Genomic DNA, 15,517 nt, shown 5'->3' with positions numbered 1-15,517 from the left:
GGGCAACCGACCAACGGGGCGACGTTCGGCGACCGGCACTACCCGGAACCACCGGCGGCGTCGTACCGGGACCGGGATCCGGCCAGTGGGCCGCCCTACCCGTACCAGGGTGAACCGGAGTACGCGTACCCGGAGGACTTCGGGCCGGAGCGGATCGCCGTACCGGCGCCGCGTCCGCCGTCGACCCCGGACCGTTCCGCTGCCGAGCAGGACCGGCCGCAGTTGGGACCGGACCGCTCCGCCGGCAGCCCCGACCGTCAGCCCGCCGCCGTCGGGGACCGGTCCGCGCCGGCCCCGGACCGGGGCCCGACCGGCCATGACCGGGCCGCCGGGGCCGGGGAGCGGAGTTCGGCGACGGCGGGGGCCGGCGAGTCGCCGGACGCCGAGTCGGCCCGACACGCGTACGGCGATTCGGCCCCGACCTCGGCCCCGCCGGCCGGTCAGCCGGCTCAGTCCGGCGGTCCGCCGCCCGGATTCGAACCCGCCCCGGTCTACCGGGCGGTGCCGAACTACGACCTCACCCCACCGAAGCGGCTGGAATCGGTGCCCGTGCCGGTGAACCCGGCCGACCGGGGCGGCCCGGCCGCCGACCGGCCGACCGAACGGGACCAGCCGGCACCGCACCGGAACGCCCCGGAACAGCACGAACGGGCGGCCGCACCGGAGCCGGAGCACGAACCGGAGCGCGTGCCGGCAGCCCGGCCCGCCTGGGCCCGCTCCGGCGGCGAGCCCGGCTGGGTGCGTACCGGTGCCGCCGCCGAGACCGACGCGCCCGGACCTGAACGGACCCGCCCGGCCACCGCGCCGGACGGTGACACCCGCCCGGCGTGGGCCCGGTCGGACGGCCGCGCGGAGGCCGGCGAACCGGCCCGCCCGGCCTGGGCCCGATCCGGTGCCGGATCGCCGGGCGCCGACTCCAACCGCCCGGCCTGGGCCCGCTCCGACAGCGGGTTGCAGGCAGCCGCCGCCTCCTGGGCCCGCAACGAGGCGGAGTCCGAAGCGACGGCCGGTGCCTCCGGCCCCGGTTGGTCGCGGTCGGAGCCCAAACCGCCCTCCGGCGGGGACGGCGGCCGCGACTGGCCGCGTTCCGGGCCCGAACCGGAGCAGCCGGCCGAGCAGCCCCGACCGGGTTGGGCGTCGAGTTGGGCGCCGCCGTGGGCGAAGGACAGCCAGGAACCCGAAGCGCGTCGCGCCCGCCGCGACGACTCGCCCGGCTGGCCGGATGCGAGCCCGGTGCCGACCCCGGGTCAGGTGCCCGGACCGGAACCGACCCAGGGTTACCCGGCGCCCGGTCCGGGCGGATACCCGGCCGAGAGTGAACCGTCGGGTTATCCGGCGCCGATCAGCCCGGCTGGCCGGGGCGGCGGTTACCCGAGCGGGCCGGAGCGCCCCTGGGCGACGCCCTACCCCGGTTACCCCTCCGGGCCGGAGCAGCAGGGTTACCCGGCCGGGTCGGAGCAGCAGGGTCCGCTCGACCGGGGGCCGGTCGACCAGGGGCCGCCGATCCGTGCGGCGGAACCGGCGCTCGACGCGCTGCCGCAGCGGGTGCCGTCCGAACCGGACGTGCCCACCATGCCCGAGCCCGTACCGGGCGAGCCGTCGGCGGAAACGCCGGAACTCGCCCGGATCGCCACGCACCTGCGCCGCGAGGACGCGCCCAGCCAGCTCCGGGACCGACCCGAGGGCTTCGACGTGAAAGCCATCCTGGCCGCCGTACGGGGGGTTCCCGGGGTGCGTGACGCGTCCCTGCGTACCACCCCGGCGGGCGCGCACAGCCTGCGGCTGGACCTCGCCGACGGGGCGGATCCGGCCGAGGTGAGCCGGCAGGTGGCCCGACTGCTCCAGGACCGGATGGGGCTCGCGGCGGCACCCAAGCTGCCCGGCACCCCGGTCCCCGGCGCGATGCTGCCCGGTACGCCGATGCAGGGCGCGATGCTGCCCGCCGCACCGGTGTCCGGGGTGCCGGCCTCCGCCCCACCCGCCGCCGGGCACTCCGAGGCGCGGCGGCCGGCCAACGACACCCCGCCGGCCGAAGCGCCCACCGAGCCGCCCCGCCGACGCCGACCGGCCGCCGCGCACCAGGGCCGGGCCGCCGTCGAGGAGCGCGGCACCAGCTCGTACGGCAGCGGCACGAGCATGTCCGGGATGGCCACCGGCAGCCCGGTGACCGCCGGAGCCTCGTACTCCGGCGGGCAGCCCACCACGACCGAGACGGCGCCTTCGCGACCCCTGAACACCGACGGCCTACCCGGTCCCCGGGTGGTGCTGGACCACGTCCAGGTGAGCACCTTCGGTCTGGAGGCGACCGTCGAGGTACGGCTCGGCGCGGGTGAGCAGCGGGCGACCGGACTGGCGTCCGGGCCGGCGGTGGACGGCTACGTGCTGCGGCTCTGCGCGGTCTCCGCCGCGGTCGCGATCGACGAACTGCTGAGCGCCTCGGCCCGGGTGACCGAGATGGGGCGCTGCTTCGTGGAGCACGCGGCGGTGGTGCCGTTCGGCAGCTGCGAGGTGGCGACCGTGGTGGTGCTGCTGGTCTGCGACGGGTGGGTGGAGCAGCTCGCGGGCTCCGCGCTGGTCGCGGGCGACCCTCGACAGGCGGTCGTCCGGGCCACCCTGGCCGCGGTCAACCGGCGGCTGGAGGCACTGCTCGTCTGAGCACCGGCCCGGACCGTTCGAGCGCTCTGGAAGACGTCGGCGCGTGGGCGGAACGGGCCGGTTCGCGGCACACTTGAGCGGTGAAGCGTGCGGCTCTCGGGGCGGACGAACTCTTCCGCCGGGGTGAATGTCCACCACCCTGGCCGGGCCGGCCGGTGCTGCTCGACGGCCTGGTGACGTACGTGCGGGACACCCCCGCCACCGCCCCGGGCGCCGAGCCGGCGCTGTACGTGCACGGGCTGGGTGGGTCCGGGCAGAACTGGACCGACCTGGCCGGCCTGCTCGCCGACCGGCTCGACGGTCAGGCGATCGACCTGCCCGGTTTCGGGTTCAGCGAGCCCGGCCGCAGTTACACCGTGCCGGCCTTCGCCGACCGGGTGATCCAGTACCTGGAGTACGCCGACCGGGGCCCGGTGCACCTGTTCGGCAACTCCCTCGGCGGGGCGGTCGCGGTACGCGTCGCGGGCCTGCGCCCCGACCTGGTGCGTACGCTCACCCTGGTCTCCCCGGCGATGCCCTTCCTCGACCCCCGGCGGTCGCTCCAGGGCCGGATGGTGCCGCTGTTGGCGGTGCCGATGGCGGAGCGGCTCGCGTACCGGCGGATGACCCAGATGGCGCCCGAGGAGATGGCCCTCCAGGTGCTCTCGGCCTGCGTGGCGGACATCTCCCGGATCAACGACCAGCGGCGGCGGGAGGCGGTCGAGGAGATCCGGATCCGGTACACCGCCGAGCACTACGCCGCCGCCTACCTGCGTACGCTGCGCGGCCTGGTGGGGAGTTTCGTCCGGGCGTACCTGCCGGGCGCGGGGTCGCTGTGGCGGATCGCCGCCATGGTGCAGGCGCCGACGCTGGTGATCGGCGGCCGGCAGGACCGGCTGGTGGACGTCCGGGTGGCGCCCCAGACGGCGCGGGTGATCCCGGACAGTCGGCTGCTGATGCTCGACGGGGTGGGGCACGTGGCGCAGTTGGAGGTGCCCCGTACGGTCGCCCGTGCGGTGGCCGCTCTGTTGGATGAGACGGCATTGCTGCGCTACTGAGCGTGACGTGGCACGCTGGGCAGCGATGTCCACTTCCAGTTCCCGTTCCCGGCCCCGAGCCCGTGCCACCAGGGCGAACGACTCGGATCGGTATCGCGGAGTCCGGCGGCGGGAAGCACCGCGCGGACGACGTCTCGCTGTCGTCATGGCGGTGCTGGTGGCGGTCCTGGGCGTCCTGCTCGGGCTGGTCGGCCCGCCGTTGGTCGACCGGTTGACGGCGGCCGAGACGCCGGTGGCGGCGGCCGGGCCACCGACGCCCGGCAGCGCGGTCCAGCCGGCCGGTACGCCCACGGCGAAGCCGTCGCAGTCGCCGACGCCACCGCTGCTGCGGATGCCCGGAAAGGTGCCGCAGAACGGGGAGGACACGTTCCGGTACGCGACCGGGGCGGGCAAGGTCGCCGGTCACGCGGGCTCGCTGCGGCGGTACCGGGTCGCCGCCGAGAACGGCTCCGGTGAGGACGTGGAGGAGTTCTCGGCGGCGGTGGAGGAGGCGCTGGGCGATCCGCGCAGTTGGACCGGGAGCGGGCAGCTGCGGTTGCAGCGGGTGCCGGACGGTTCGAGTTACGACTTCACCGTCTACCTCGCCACGGCCGACACGGCGGCCCGGATGTGCGCCGCCGGTGGGACCGACATCCGGATCGACGGGGAGCCGTACACGTCGTGCCGGACGCCGGGCAAGGTGATCATCAACCTGAACCGGTGGATGCTCTCGGTCGACTACCTGGTCGCGGCGAAGTTGCCGCTGGCGACGTACCGGCTGTACGTGATCAACCATGAGACCGGGCACCAGTTGGGGCACGGGCACGAGCAGTGCCCCGGCAAGGGCAGACCGGCGCCGGTGATGCAGCAGCAGACGCTCTTCCTCAACGGCTGCACCGTCAACCCGTGGCCGTACCTGGACGGCGAGCGGTACGAGGGCCCGCCGGTCTGACCTGCGCTGTCGGCACCGGCCGCGACTATTCCCGTCCCGGTTTCGCGAGACAGGTGTTCCACCTCATGGTCAATGCCCGCTTTCCCGAGCGACAATGGCCCGGCAGACCACTATCGATTCCGGGGAGTTCACCGTGTCGTTGCCCCCGCTCGTCGAACCCGCCGCCGAGCTGACCGTTGACGAGATCCGCCGCTATTCGCGCCACCTGATCATCCCGGACGTCGGGGTCGAGGGGCAGAAGCGGCTCAAGAACGCCCGGGTGCTCTGTGTGGGCGCCGGCGGCCTGGGTTCCCCGGCGCTGATGTACCTGGCCGCCGCCGGTGTCGGCACGCTCGGCATCGTCGACTTCGACACCGTCGACGAGTCGAACCTCCAGCGCCAGATCATCCACGGCCAGTCGGACATCGGCCGGCCCAAGGCGGAGTCCGCGGCGGCGTCCGTACGGGAGATCAACCCGCTGGTCAAGGTGGAGATCCACAACACCGCGCTGGACCGGGACAACGTACGCGAGCTGTTCAGCCAGTACGACCTGATCGTCGACGGCACCGACAACTTCGCCACCCGGTACATGGTCAACGACGCGGCGGTGCTGCTCGGCAAGCCGTACGTCTGGGGTTCGATCTACCGGTTCGACGGCCAGGCGTCGGTCTTCTGGGCCGAGCACGGCCCGTGCTACCGCTGCCTCTACCCGGAGCCGCCGCCGCCCGGCATGGTGCCCTCGTGCGCCGAGGGCGGCGTGCTCGGTGTGCTCTGCGCGTCGATCGGGTCGATCCAGGTGACCGAGGCGATCAAGCTGCTCACCGGCATCGGCGAGCCGCTGGTCGGCCGGCTGACCGTGTACGACGCCCTGGAGATGGAGTACCGCAAGATCAAGGTTCGCAAGGACCCGGGCTGCGTGCTCTGCGGTGAGAACCCGACCGTGACCGACCTGCTGGAGGACTACGAAGACTTCTGCGGCGCGGTCTCCACCGAGGCGCAGGACGCGGTGGTCGGCTCGACCATCACCGCCTCGGAGCTGAAGGACTGGCAGGACACCGGCAAGGACCACTTCCTGATCGACGTCCGGGAGCCGGCCGAGTACGAGATCGTCCGCATCCCCGGCTCGACGCTGATCCCGAAGGGCGACATCCTCTCCGGTGAGGCGCTGGCGAAGCTGCCGCAGGACCGGCAGATCGTGCTGCACTGCAAGTCCGGGGTGCGTTCGGCGGAGGCCCTCGCCGCGCTGAAGGCCGCCGGGTTCCGCGACGCGGTGCACGTCCAGGGCGGGGTGCTCGCCTGGATCAAGCAGGTCGACCCGGCGCTACCGGCGTACTGATCGTCGCGGCGGCCGTGGTGCCGCCGTCACACAGGGCTCCTTCCGTACCGAACTTTCGGTGCGGAAGGAGCCCTTTTGGTTGCCGGTGCCTGGTTTCTGATTGACCGGGGCCTATGCCCGGAGCTACCGAGTGGCTGGTTGACCTCGGCTGACTTACCGAGGCAGAGAAAGTTCCCCGGCGGTAGCCTTCTGTCCCGTGGTGGACATGGACGGTGCGATCGGCTTTGTCGTGGCGCACGGCGACGCGGTGGACCGGGCTCGGCTCTCCTGGCTGCGTACGGGTGCGCCACCCCCGCCGGAGGTGCTCGCCGACGTCGAGATGGGCCCGGCCCCCGACGGCGGCTGGCCGGCCCTCTGGGGCGGCGAGATCGCCTCGGTCGACGCCACCTGCTTCCGGCTGGCCGAACTCGACGACCTCGGGGCGCTCGACCGGCCCGCCGCCCGCCGGGCGCTCGACTGGCTCGCCGGCCGGCAGGGACCCGACGGGACCTGGGAGGAGCACGAGTCACTGGCCCGCGAGGCACCCGACTGGGCGAAACCCGGCGACCCCGAGGCCGAACTCTTCCTCACCGCCAACGCCGGCTTCTGGCTCACCGTGGCCGGGCTGGAGGCCCGCGCCGCCGGACCGTTCGACCACCGGGTCGGCGGGGCGTACGCCGGATCGGTGCACGCCGCCGCGAAGGCGATCGCCGACCGGTTGCACCCCGACGGCACCTGGCCGTCGTTCCTGGCCGCCGGCTGGCTCTCCGCCGCCGTGCTCTACCGGCAGGAACTGTTCTACGAGTCGGCGCGCATCCAGGGCGTACTCGGCGACCGGCTGCCGCAGATGTCCCCGGCCGACGTCGCCTGGATGGCGTCGGCGCTGGTCCGGGTCGGGGTACGCCCCGACGAGTGGCTGCTGGTCGCCGCCCGCCGAAGGCTCGCCGAAACCCAGCGCAGCGACGGCGGCTGGCCGAGCGAGGACGGCGACACGTTCGACGTACACACCACGTTGCTGGTCATCCGCGCCTGCCGCTGACCATCCGGGCGGCGGTCGGCCGTCGGGTCAGCCGCGCAGGTGGCCGTCGCCGGTGACGACGTACTTGGTGGAGGTCAGCTCGGGCAGCCCCATCGGGCCACGGGCGTGCAGCTTCTGGGTGGAGATGCCGATCTCCGCGCCGAAACCGAACTCGCCGCCGTCGGTGAACCGGGTCGAGGCGTTCACCATCACCGCCGCCGAGTCGACCCGGGCCACGAACTCCCGGGCCGCGCCGACCGAGTCGGTGACGATCGCCTCGGTGTGGCCGGTGCCGTACCGCCGGATGTGCCCGACCGCGGCGTCGAGCGAGTCGACGACGGCGGCCGAGATGTCGGCGGACAGGTACTCGGTGCCGTGGTCCTCCTCGGTGGCCGGGACCACGTCGGCCGAGTAGCCCCGGACCCGGTCGTCACCGTGCACGGTCACCCCGGCGGTCGCGAACGCGGCCAGCATCGCCGGCAGGAACGCGTCGGCGATCTCCGCGTGCACCAGCAGCGACTCGGCGGTGTTGCAGGTCGACAGGCGCTGGGTCTTCGAGTTCAGCACGATGTCGACGGCCTTGGCGACGTCGGCGGCGGCGTCGACGTACACGTGGCAGTTGCCCACCCCGGTCTCGATCACCGGCACCGTCGACTCCTCGACCACGGTCCGGATCAGCGACGCGCCACCGCGCGGGATCAGCACGTCGACCAGGCCACGGGCGCGCATCAGCTCCTTGACCGAGTCGCGGGACGAGGCGTCGAGCAGCTGGATCGCGTCCGCCGGCAGCCCCGCCCCGGCGACCGCGTCGCGCAGCACCGCGACCAGCGCGGCGTTCGAGTGTGCCGCCGACGAGGAACCGCGCAGCAGCGCCGCGTTGCCGGACTTGAGGCAGATGCCGGCGGCGTCGACGGTCACGTTCGGCCGGGCCTCGTAGATGATGCCGACCACCCCGAACGGCACCCGGATCTGACGCAGCTCCAGCCCGTTGGGCAGGGTCGAGCCGCGCACCACCTCACCGACCGGGTCGGCGAGCCCCGCCATCTCCCGCAGCGCGGCGGCGATGCCGGCCACCCGGTCACCACTGAGCGCCAACCGGTCCAGGATCGCCGCGGAGAGCCCGGCCTCGCGCCCCGCCGCCAGGTCCGCCTCGTTCGCGGCCAGGATCTCCGGCGTACGGGCGACCAGCGCGTCGGCCATCGCGTGCAGGCCGGCGTCCTTGGCGGTACGGGTCGCGGTGGCGAGCGCGTTCGCCGCCGTACGGGCCCGGCGTGCCTGCTCGGTGACGCTCATCTCGTACTCCTCGTTCTTCACAGCAGGACCAGGTCGTCGCGGTGCACGACCTCACGCTCGTACGCCGGGCCGAGGGCGGCGGCGAGTTCGCCGGTGGAGCGCCCGAGCAGGCCGGGCAGTTCCACCGCGTCGTAGTTGACCAGCCCACGGGCGACCGGGGTGCCGACGACGTCGACCAGGTCGACCGGGTCACCGGCGGTGAAGGAGCCATCCACGGCGGTGATGCCGGCCGGCAGCAGCGACTTGCGGCGGGCCACCACGGCCTGCACCGCGCCCGGGTCGAGGTGCAGCCGGCCCCGGGGCGAGGTGGCGTGGGCCAGCCAGAACAGCCGGGCACCGGGCCGGTGCACCGCCGGGTGGAACAGGGTGCCGACGTCGGCGCCGGCCAGGGCCTCGGGGGCCAGCGGCGCGGCGGTGAGCACGACCGGGATGCCGAAGCCGGTGGCGATCCGGGCCGCCTCGACCTTGGTGACCATGCCGCCGGTGCCGACCCCGGCCCGACCGGCCCGACCGATGGTCACCGTGGCCAGGTCGTCGGTGCTGTGCACCTGCTCGATCCTGGTCGTGCCGGGCTGGGCCGGGTCGCCGGTGTAGAGGGCGTCGACGTCGGAGAGGAGCACCAGCAGGTCGGCCTGGACCAGGGCGGCGACCAGGGCGGCCAGCCGGTCGTTGTCGCCGAACCGGATCTCCTCGGTGGCGACCGTGTCGTTCTCGTTGACGATCGGTACGGCCCGCAGGTCGAGCAGCTTGCGCAGGGTCCGGTACGCGTTGCGGTAGTGCACCCGCCGGGTGACGTCGTCGACGGTGAGCAGGACCTGCCCCACGGTGCGCCCGTGCCGGGCGAAGCTGGCCGCGTACCGGCCGATCAGCAGGCCCTGCCCGACGCTGGCGGCGGCCTGCTGGGTGGCCAGGTCACGCGGTCGGCGGGGCAGCCCGAGCGGGGCCAGACCGGCGGCTATCGCGCCGGAGGAGACCAGCACGATCTCCCGCCCGTCCGCCGCCAGCGCGGCGAGTACGTCGGTGAGGGCGTCGACCCGACCGGTGTCGAGTCCGCCGCTGGCGGTGGTCAGCGAGGACGAGCCGACCTTGACCACGATCCGCCGCGCTGCCGTGACTGCTTCACGCACCCGCCCATTCTGCGCGGTTATCGCCGGTGGGCGGCGGTCGGCTCCCATATGCTGGCGATCCGTGACGACGGAAGAGTACGTCGAGGCCGTGCTGGCGCTGGTCGAGCGGATCCCGGCGGGACGGGTGATGTCGTACGGGGCGATCGCGGACGCCCTCGCCGACCGCTCCGGTCGCAACTCCGCCCGCCAGATCGGTTCGATCATGAAGCGGCACGGCGGCGCGGTCCCCTGGTACCGGGTGGTGAACTCGGCCGGGCGGCTGCCGCCGGGGCACGAGTCGCGGGCGCGGGCCCAACTGGTCGCCGAGGGCACCCCGATGCGCGGCGACAAGGTAGACCTGCGCGCCGCCGCCTGGTTCCCGGGGAACTGAGGCGGTACCCCGCTTTCCGGTCGGGTAGGTCGGGATCTTCGGGGGTGGGGCGGGGCGGGTGCCGCCGTTAGCATTCGGCCCCATGACTGCCTCGCCGGCCGGGATCGGCCTGTCCCGTCGGGTTCGTGCCGGCTACGCGCTCGGCGGGCTGGCCACCGGGGCGTTCGGGACCGTACCCGGACTGGTGCTGCTGCCGTACCTGACGGACACGTTGGGGATCGCGGCCGGTGTCGCGGCACTGCTGGTGCTGCTGCCGAAGGCGTGGGACGTGCTGGTGAACCCGGTGGTGGGCCGGATCTCCGACCGGACCCGCTCCCGCTGGGGCCCGCGCCGGCCGTTCCTGCTGTTCGGCGGGGTGGCGCTGGCGGTGCTGTTCGCGGCCATGTTCGCCGGACCGGTGGGCGCCGGTACGGACGCCGGCTGGTACGTCGCGTTCGCCTTCCTGGCCACCGCGACCGCGTTCGCCTTCTTCCAGGTGCCGTACGTGGCGATGCCGGCCGAGCTGACCGCCGACTACCAGGAACGTACCCGGTTGATGACCTGGCGGATCGCGGTGCTGGCGGTGGCCATCCTGGTCTCCGGCGCGGTCGCCCCGGCGGTGGTGACCGCCGGTGGTTCGGGCATTCCCGGCCACCGGTGGATGGGGCTGTTCGTGGCGGTGCTGATCGTCGTCGGGGCGGTGGGCGCCTTCGTCGGCACCCGGGGCACCTCCGCCGGTACGGTCGGCGAGAGCGAGCCGAGCCTGCGGGCGCAGTTGCGGGTGGTCTCGGGCAACCGCCCATTCCGGTGGTTGCTGGCCTGTTTCGTCATTCAGTCGGCCGGGATCGCGACCGTGCTCGCCGGGGTCAACTACTTCGTCGAGCAGGTGCTGGACGCGGGCGAGGGCGGCACCACTATCGCGTTCGTGGCGTTCGTCGGACCGGCCCTGCTGGTGATGCCGCTCTGGTCCCGGATCGGCGCCCGGATCGGCAAGCTGCGGGCCTTCGTCCGGGCCTCACTGATCTTCGCTGTCGGTGCGTTGGCGTTGGTCGCCGCGCCGTTGCTGCCGTCCGTGCTGCCGTACCTGGTGATCGTGGTGATCGGTTGCGGGTACGCCGGACTCCAGGTGTTCGCGCTGGCCATGTTGCCGGACTGCATCGCGTACGACACGGCGCGGACCGGGCGCCGCCAGGCGGGGGTGTTCACCGGGGTCTGGACGGCGGGGGAGACCCTCGGGCTGGCGTTCGGGCCGGGCATCTACGGGTTGGTGTTGCAGCTGTCCGGTTACGTCTCGTCGGACACCGGAACGGCTGCGGCGCAGTCGGACACCGCTCGGCTGGGGGTGCTGCTCGGCTTCACCGTGCTGCCGGCGTTGCTGGTCGGGCTGCCGGTGCTGCTGCTGCGGCGCTACGACCTGACCCCGGCCCGCCTGGCCGAAGCCGAAGCCGAAGCGGTGGGCGGTTCATCGGCGGTTGTCAGCGAGATCGGACCGGGCCGGTGATCGAGTCGGCTGTTACGGTGTCCGCCATGGTCGAGGCGTTGCCACCGCACGGCGTACCCGCTGCCCAGGTGTTGGACGAGGTACGCGGCCTGCGGGCCGCCGACCGGCCGACCCACGGCGGGCGGCTGTTCGCCTACGTCTACGACCCGGCGGTGCCCGGCCTGGACGAGCTGGCGAATTCGGCGTACGCGTTGTCGGCGCACGTGAACGGGCTCGATCCGACCGCTTTCCCGTCCCTGCTGGCGATGGAGAACGCGCTGGTGGGCGCGGCCGCCCGGGTGCTCGGCGGCGGTCCGGGCAGTAGCGCGCCGGAGGTGGTCGGCAGTGTCACCGGCGGCGGCACCGAGTCGCTGATCCTGGCGGTGAAGACCGCGCGGGACGCGCACCCGGAGATCGGGGCACCGAGGCTGGTGGTGCCGGTGACCGCGCACGCGGCGTTCGCGAAGGCGGCGCACTACCTCGGGGTCGGGCTCGATCTGGTGCCGGTGTCGGCGCAGACGTTGCGTCCGGATCCGACCGACATCGCCGCCGCGATCGGGCCGCAGACGGTGCTGGTGGCGTGTTCGGCCCCGTCGTACGCGCACGGGGTGGTCGACCCGGTGGCCGCGATCGCCGGGATCGCGGCGGCGGCCGGGGTGCGCTGCCACGTGGACGCCTGCTTCGGCGGCTGGACGTTGCCGTACCTGCGTCGGCTCGGTGTCGAGGTGCCGCCGTTCGACTTCGCCGTGCCCGGAGTCACCTCGATCTCGGTCGACCTGCACAAGTACGCGTACGCGCCGAAGGGTGTGTCGGTGTTGCTGCACCGGGACGCGGCGCTGCGCCGGCCGCAGTATTTCGCCTTCGCCGACTGGCCGGGTTACACGATGCTGAACCCGGTGATCTCGTCCACCCGGTCGGGTGGGCCGATCGCGGCGGCGTTCGCCACGCTGCGGTTTATCGGCGACGCGGGTTACCTGGCGTTGGCTCGGACCACTGTGGACGCCGTGCGCGGGCTGGCCGACGAGGTCAGGGGCGTGGACGGGTTGCGGCTGCTGGCCGAGCCCGAGGCGACCGTGGTGTGTTTCGGCACCGAGGATCCCGGTCTGGACCTGTTCGTCCTGGCGGACGAACTCACGGTCCGTGGTTGGCACACCCAACCCCAGATGGCGTACGGCGATCTGCCGGCCAGCATCCACCTGACGGTGACCGCGGCGGTGGCGCCGAGGGTGGCCGACTTCGGGGTGGACCTGCGGGCGGCGGCGGCTGCCGCGCGGGCCGCCGGTCCGGTCGAGTTGCCGGCCGAGTTGCTGGCGCTGGCCGGTGCGTTGACGCCGGAGCAGCTGACCCCGGAACTGGTCGCCGGCCTCGCCGAGGGGCTGGGCCTGGGTGCCGACAGCGGTGTCGACGGTGGGTCGGGCGGGCCGTTGCCGGCGCGGGTGGCCGTGGTCAACACCCTGCTCAACGCCGCCCCGGTACGGCTACGGGAGCGACTGCTGGTGGAGTTCCTCAGCCTGTTGCAGCGCCCCACCTACTGACCGCCGTACGACCGTCGGTCGGTGCCGACGTCCGGCCCTCGCGGATTTCCCCGGTCGGGCCTGCGTTAGCGTCAACGCCCGTCGAAGGATGATCCATCTACCCAGACGGCGTTGTCCTCCGGCCTCCATCCCGGCTCCGAGAGGCGCATGTGAACATCCTGGAAGCGGTGCTGCTGGGCGCGGTGGAGGGGCTCACCGAGTTCCTGCCGGTATCCAGCACCGGCCACCTCACCATCCTGGAAAAGCTGCTCGGTTACTCCATCGACGACCCCGACATCACGGCGTTCACCGCGATCATCCAGGTCGGCGCGGTGTTCGCGACCCTGCTCTATCTCCGCAAGGACCTGGTCCGGATCATCGCCGCCTGGGTGGGTGGGGTGTTCAACCCGTCGGCTCGGGCGAATCCGGACTATCGGTTCGGCTGGGCGGTCATCCTCGGCTCGATCCCGATCGGTGTGATCGGGCTGCTGTTCAAGGACCAGATCGAGACCACGTTGCGCAGTCTCTGGTTCGTCGGCTTCGCGCTGATCCTGTGGTCAGGGGTGATGTGGTTCGCCGACCGGGCCGCCACCCAGGTCCGGCACGAGTCGGACGTGACCTGGAAGGACACCCTGATCATCGGGACGGTGCAGTGCCTGGCGCTGATTCCGGGCATCTCCCGGTCGGGTGCGACGATGTCCGCCGGGCTGCTGCGGGACCTGGACCGGGTGACCGTGACCCGGCTGTCGTTCTTCCTGTCCATCCCGGCGCTGATGGCCGCCGGTGCGCTTCAGCTCGTGGACGAGTACGACAACATCAGCACCGGGGTCGGCTGGCCGGCGACGATCACCGCGACCGTGGTCAGCGGGATCGTCGGTTACCTGGCCGTGGCGTGGTTGCTCAAGTTCATCGCCCGGCACACGTACACGATGTTCATCGTCTACCGGCTGATCCTCGGCACGGTGGTCCTGGTCTTGGTCGGTACGGGCACCATCTCCGCCACCTGACCGACCCGGCGACGCCGACCCGCCACCCGACGGGCCCGACAGCGGCCCGGTATCCCGCCCGCTCCGGGTGCGATACCGGGCCGCTGCGCTGTGTGGCGGTACAAATACATCGACGAACTTATTTCCGGGTCTTTACTGTAAATAGTGTTTACTATAAATTGTTAAGGGCGCCCTGCCGAGTTCGAGTAAGGAGCCCTTCGATGCGAAGATCTGCCGTACTGTCGCTGCTGACGGCCGCAGCCCTGATCACCTCCACCCTGGTCGTCGCCGCGCCCGCGCAGGCGCACGGCTACATCTCCTCACCACCCAGTCGGCAGGCCAACTGCGCGCAGGGTCGGGTCGCCAACTGCGGACAGATCCAGTGGGAGCCGCAGAGCGTCGAAGGACCGAAGGGGCTGCGCAACTGCCATGCCAACATCGGGCACTTCGCCGTACTCAGCGACGAGAGCCGTAACTGGCCGGCGACCTCGGTCGGCAGCTCGGTCACGTTCAACTGGGTGCTCACCGCCCGGCACGCGACCAGCACCTGGGAGTACTACATCGGCAGCCAGCGGGTCGCGCTGTTCAACGACAACGGCCGCCAGCCCGGTGCCACCGTCTCCCACCAGGTGAACCTCGGCGGCTTCTCCGGCCGGCAGAAGCTGCTCGCCATCTGGAACATCGCCGACACCGCGAACGCGTTCTACTCCTGCGTCGACCTCCAGATCGGTGGCGGCGGCGGCAACCCGCCCCCGACGAACCCCACCCCGACCCCGACGCGTACGGCAACCCCGCCGCCGACCAACCCGACCACCCCGCCGCCGGCCGGCGGCACCTGGGCCGCGGGCACCGCGTACCAGGTCGGCGCCACGGTCACCTACGGCGGCGCCAGCTACAGCTGCCGTCAGGCCCACACGGCGACTCTCGGCTGGGAGCCGCCGAACGTACCGGCACTCTGGCAGCGGCTCTGACCCTCGCCCCTGCCGGCGGGCCCGTACCCGATCGGGGTGCGGGCCCGCACCCGGCGTCGACCGTCGAGGTCGCCCACCCCGCCCGTCGCCCGAGCCGAAAGAGCCGGACATGACCCGTCACCGTCGTACGCTGATCGCCCCGGTCGTGCTGTTGCTGCTCGCCGGCTGCGGCGGCCCGCCCACCGCCTCCGGCGGCCCGGCCGGGCCCACCCCCGAGGTTGCCCGGCCGGCGGCGACGGCGACCGCGACCGGGTCGGCCGGCGCGTTCAACCCGGCCGACGTGATGTTCCTCCAGATGATGGTGACCCACCACGGTCAGGGCCTGGAACTGGTCCGGTTGGCCGAGAGCCGGGCCGAACGCGACGAGGTGCGGATCCTCGCCGCCGCCGTCGACGTCACCCAGACCGAGGAGCAGGAAACCATGCGCGGCTGGCTGCGCGCCTGGGGGCGGCCGACCGAGGCGGACCCGGCCGACCACGCCCACGCCGACCACGGCGGCCTGCCGGCCACCGGCCCGGAACAGATCGCCGCGCTGGCCCGGACCACCGGTGCCGAGTTCGAGACCGCGTTCCTCAACCTGTTCATCGCGCACCAGCACAACGCCGTCGAGATGGCCCGCAACGAGACCAAGTTCGGGCAGGACCGGGCGGCCAGGGAACTCGCCGGCCGGATCGACCAGTCCCGGACCGCCCAGATCAACCAGATGCTGACCCTGCTCGGCTGAGCCGCGCACCGCACCACCGTGGAGTCTCCGTCGGGGCGGCGGACACGGCGGTGGGGGGGGGGGGGGGGGGGGGGGGGGGGGGGGGGGGGGGGGGGGGGGGGTGGGGGGGGGGGGGGGGGGGGGGGAGAAGGGGGGAGG

General features: G+C 73.1%; 13 protein-coding genes. 11 read left to right on the top strand and 2 right to left on the bottom strand.

Going from position 1 to position 15,517, the window contains the following annotated elements; genetic code table 11:
* Positions 1-555: 555 nt before the first annotated feature.
* The 5 genes from ACZ6QQ_RS23135 (at position 556) to ACZ6QQ_RS23115 (ending at position 6,956) form a co-directional block, all read left to right on the top strand.
* Positions 556-2,655 carry a hypothetical protein gene (locus ACZ6QQ_RS23135; protein WP_465879278.1) on the top strand — a complete coding sequence of 700 codons (2,100 nt, stop codon included), beginning with the start codon at positions 556-558 and terminating at the stop codon, positions 2,653-2,655.
* Between the two features lie 80 nt (positions 2,656-2,735).
* The gene (locus ACZ6QQ_RS23130; protein WP_465878962.1) at positions 2,736-3,692 is read left to right on the top strand and encodes an alpha/beta fold hydrolase; all 957 of its coding nucleotides are present in this window, start codon (positions 2,736-2,738) and stop codon (positions 3,690-3,692) included.
* A 145-nt stretch (positions 3,693-3,837) separates the two neighbouring features.
* Positions 3,838-4,623 carry a DUF3152 domain-containing protein gene (locus ACZ6QQ_RS23125; protein ID WP_465878961.1) on the top strand — a complete coding sequence of 262 codons (786 nt, stop codon included), beginning with the start codon at positions 3,838-3,840 and terminating at the stop codon, positions 4,621-4,623.
* Between the two features lie 94 nt (positions 4,624-4,717).
* Positions 4,718-5,938, top strand: coding sequence for an adenylyltransferase/sulfurtransferase MoeZ (moeZ, locus tag ACZ6QQ_RS23120; protein WP_465878960.1), 1,221 nt, complete (start codon positions 4,718-4,720; stop codon positions 5,936-5,938).
* Positions 5,939-6,143: 205 nt separating this feature from the next.
* A complete protein-coding gene (locus ACZ6QQ_RS23115; protein ID WP_465879277.1) occupies positions 6,144-6,956 on the top strand; it encodes a prenyltransferase/squalene oxidase repeat-containing protein in 813 nt (270 codons plus the stop codon).
* A 27-nt stretch (positions 6,957-6,983) separates the two neighbouring features.
* Here ACZ6QQ_RS23115 and ACZ6QQ_RS23110 read toward each other — a convergent pair whose 3' ends face one another.
* Entirely contained in the window at positions 6,984-8,228 is a 1,245-nt protein-coding gene (locus ACZ6QQ_RS23110) for a glutamate-5-semialdehyde dehydrogenase (RefSeq protein WP_465878959.1), read from the bottom strand.
* Positions 8,229-8,245: 17 nt separating this feature from the next.
* On the bottom strand, positions 8,246-9,355 hold the full coding sequence (gene proB, locus ACZ6QQ_RS23105; protein ID WP_465878958.1) for a glutamate 5-kinase: 1,110 nt from the start codon (positions 9,353-9,355) through the stop codon (positions 8,246-8,248).
* 61 nt (positions 9,356-9,416) lie between these two features.
* On the opposite strand from proB, the gene ACZ6QQ_RS23100 reads away from it, so the two are divergent.
* The 6 genes from ACZ6QQ_RS23100 (at position 9,417) to ACZ6QQ_RS23075 (ending at position 15,379) form a co-directional block, all read left to right on the top strand.
* Positions 9,417-9,725 (top strand): MGMT family protein, encoded by a 309-nt coding sequence (locus ACZ6QQ_RS23100; RefSeq protein ID WP_465878957.1) that lies wholly within the window; start codon positions 9,417-9,419, stop codon positions 9,723-9,725.
* Positions 9,726-9,807: 82 nt separating this feature from the next.
* On the top strand, positions 9,808-11,205 hold the full coding sequence (locus tag ACZ6QQ_RS23095) for an MFS transporter (RefSeq protein WP_465878956.1): 1,398 nt from the start codon (positions 9,808-9,810) through the stop codon (positions 11,203-11,205).
* Between the two features lie 26 nt (positions 11,206-11,231).
* Positions 11,232-12,719 (top strand): pyridoxal phosphate-dependent decarboxylase family protein, encoded by a 1,488-nt coding sequence (locus ACZ6QQ_RS23090; RefSeq protein WP_465878955.1) that lies wholly within the window; start codon positions 11,232-11,234, stop codon positions 12,717-12,719.
* A gap of 149 nt (positions 12,720-12,868) precedes the next feature.
* The gene (locus ACZ6QQ_RS23085; RefSeq protein WP_465878954.1) at positions 12,869-13,705 is read left to right on the top strand and encodes an undecaprenyl-diphosphate phosphatase; all 837 of its coding nucleotides are present in this window, start codon (positions 12,869-12,871) and stop codon (positions 13,703-13,705) included.
* Between the two features lie 200 nt (positions 13,706-13,905).
* Complete coding sequence (locus ACZ6QQ_RS23080) at positions 13,906-14,655, top strand: lytic polysaccharide monooxygenase (protein WP_465878953.1); 750 nt, start codon at positions 13,906-13,908, stop codon at positions 14,653-14,655.
* Between the two features lie 109 nt (positions 14,656-14,764).
* On the top strand, positions 14,765-15,379 hold the full coding sequence (locus ACZ6QQ_RS23075) for a DUF305 domain-containing protein (RefSeq protein ID WP_465878952.1): 615 nt from the start codon (positions 14,765-14,767) through the stop codon (positions 15,377-15,379).
* Positions 15,380-15,517: the final 138 nt, after the last annotated feature.

This window comes from Micromonospora sp. NPDC049529 (assembly GCF_055586685.1).
The sequence above is the reverse complement of the archived record's forward strand: the minus strand, read 5'-3'. Positions and strand labels throughout refer to the sequence as shown.

What these genes read in the sequence shown, in the direction of transcription:
- ACZ6QQ_RS23115 (WP_465879277.1), top strand. Translation starts at nt 6,144, where the DNA reads ATGGACGGTGCGATCGGCTTTGTCGTGGCGCACGGCGACGCGGTGGAC.
- ACZ6QQ_RS23125 (WP_465878961.1), top strand. Translation starts at nt 3,838, where the DNA reads ATGGCGGTGCTGGTGGCGGTCCTGGGCGTCCTGCTCGGGCTGGTCGGC.
- ACZ6QQ_RS23080 (WP_465878953.1), top strand. Translation starts at nt 13,906, where the DNA reads ATGCGAAGATCTGCCGTACTGTCGCTGCTGACGGCCGCAGCCCTGATC.
- ACZ6QQ_RS23110 (WP_465878959.1), bottom strand. Translation starts at nt 8,228, where the DNA reads ATGAGCGTCACCGAGCAGGCACGCCGGGCCCGTACGGCGGCGAACGCG.
- ACZ6QQ_RS23075 (WP_465878952.1), top strand. Translation starts at nt 14,765, where the DNA reads ATGACCCGTCACCGTCGTACGCTGATCGCCCCGGTCGTGCTGTTGCTG.
- moeZ (WP_465878960.1), top strand. Translation starts at nt 4,718, where the DNA reads ATGGCCCGGCAGACCACTATCGATTCCGGGGAGTTCACCGTGTCGTTG.
- ACZ6QQ_RS23090 (WP_465878955.1), top strand. Translation starts at nt 11,232, where the DNA reads ATGGTCGAGGCGTTGCCACCGCACGGCGTACCCGCTGCCCAGGTGTTG.
- ACZ6QQ_RS23095 (WP_465878956.1), top strand. Translation starts at nt 9,808, where the DNA reads ATGACTGCCTCGCCGGCCGGGATCGGCCTGTCCCGTCGGGTTCGTGCC.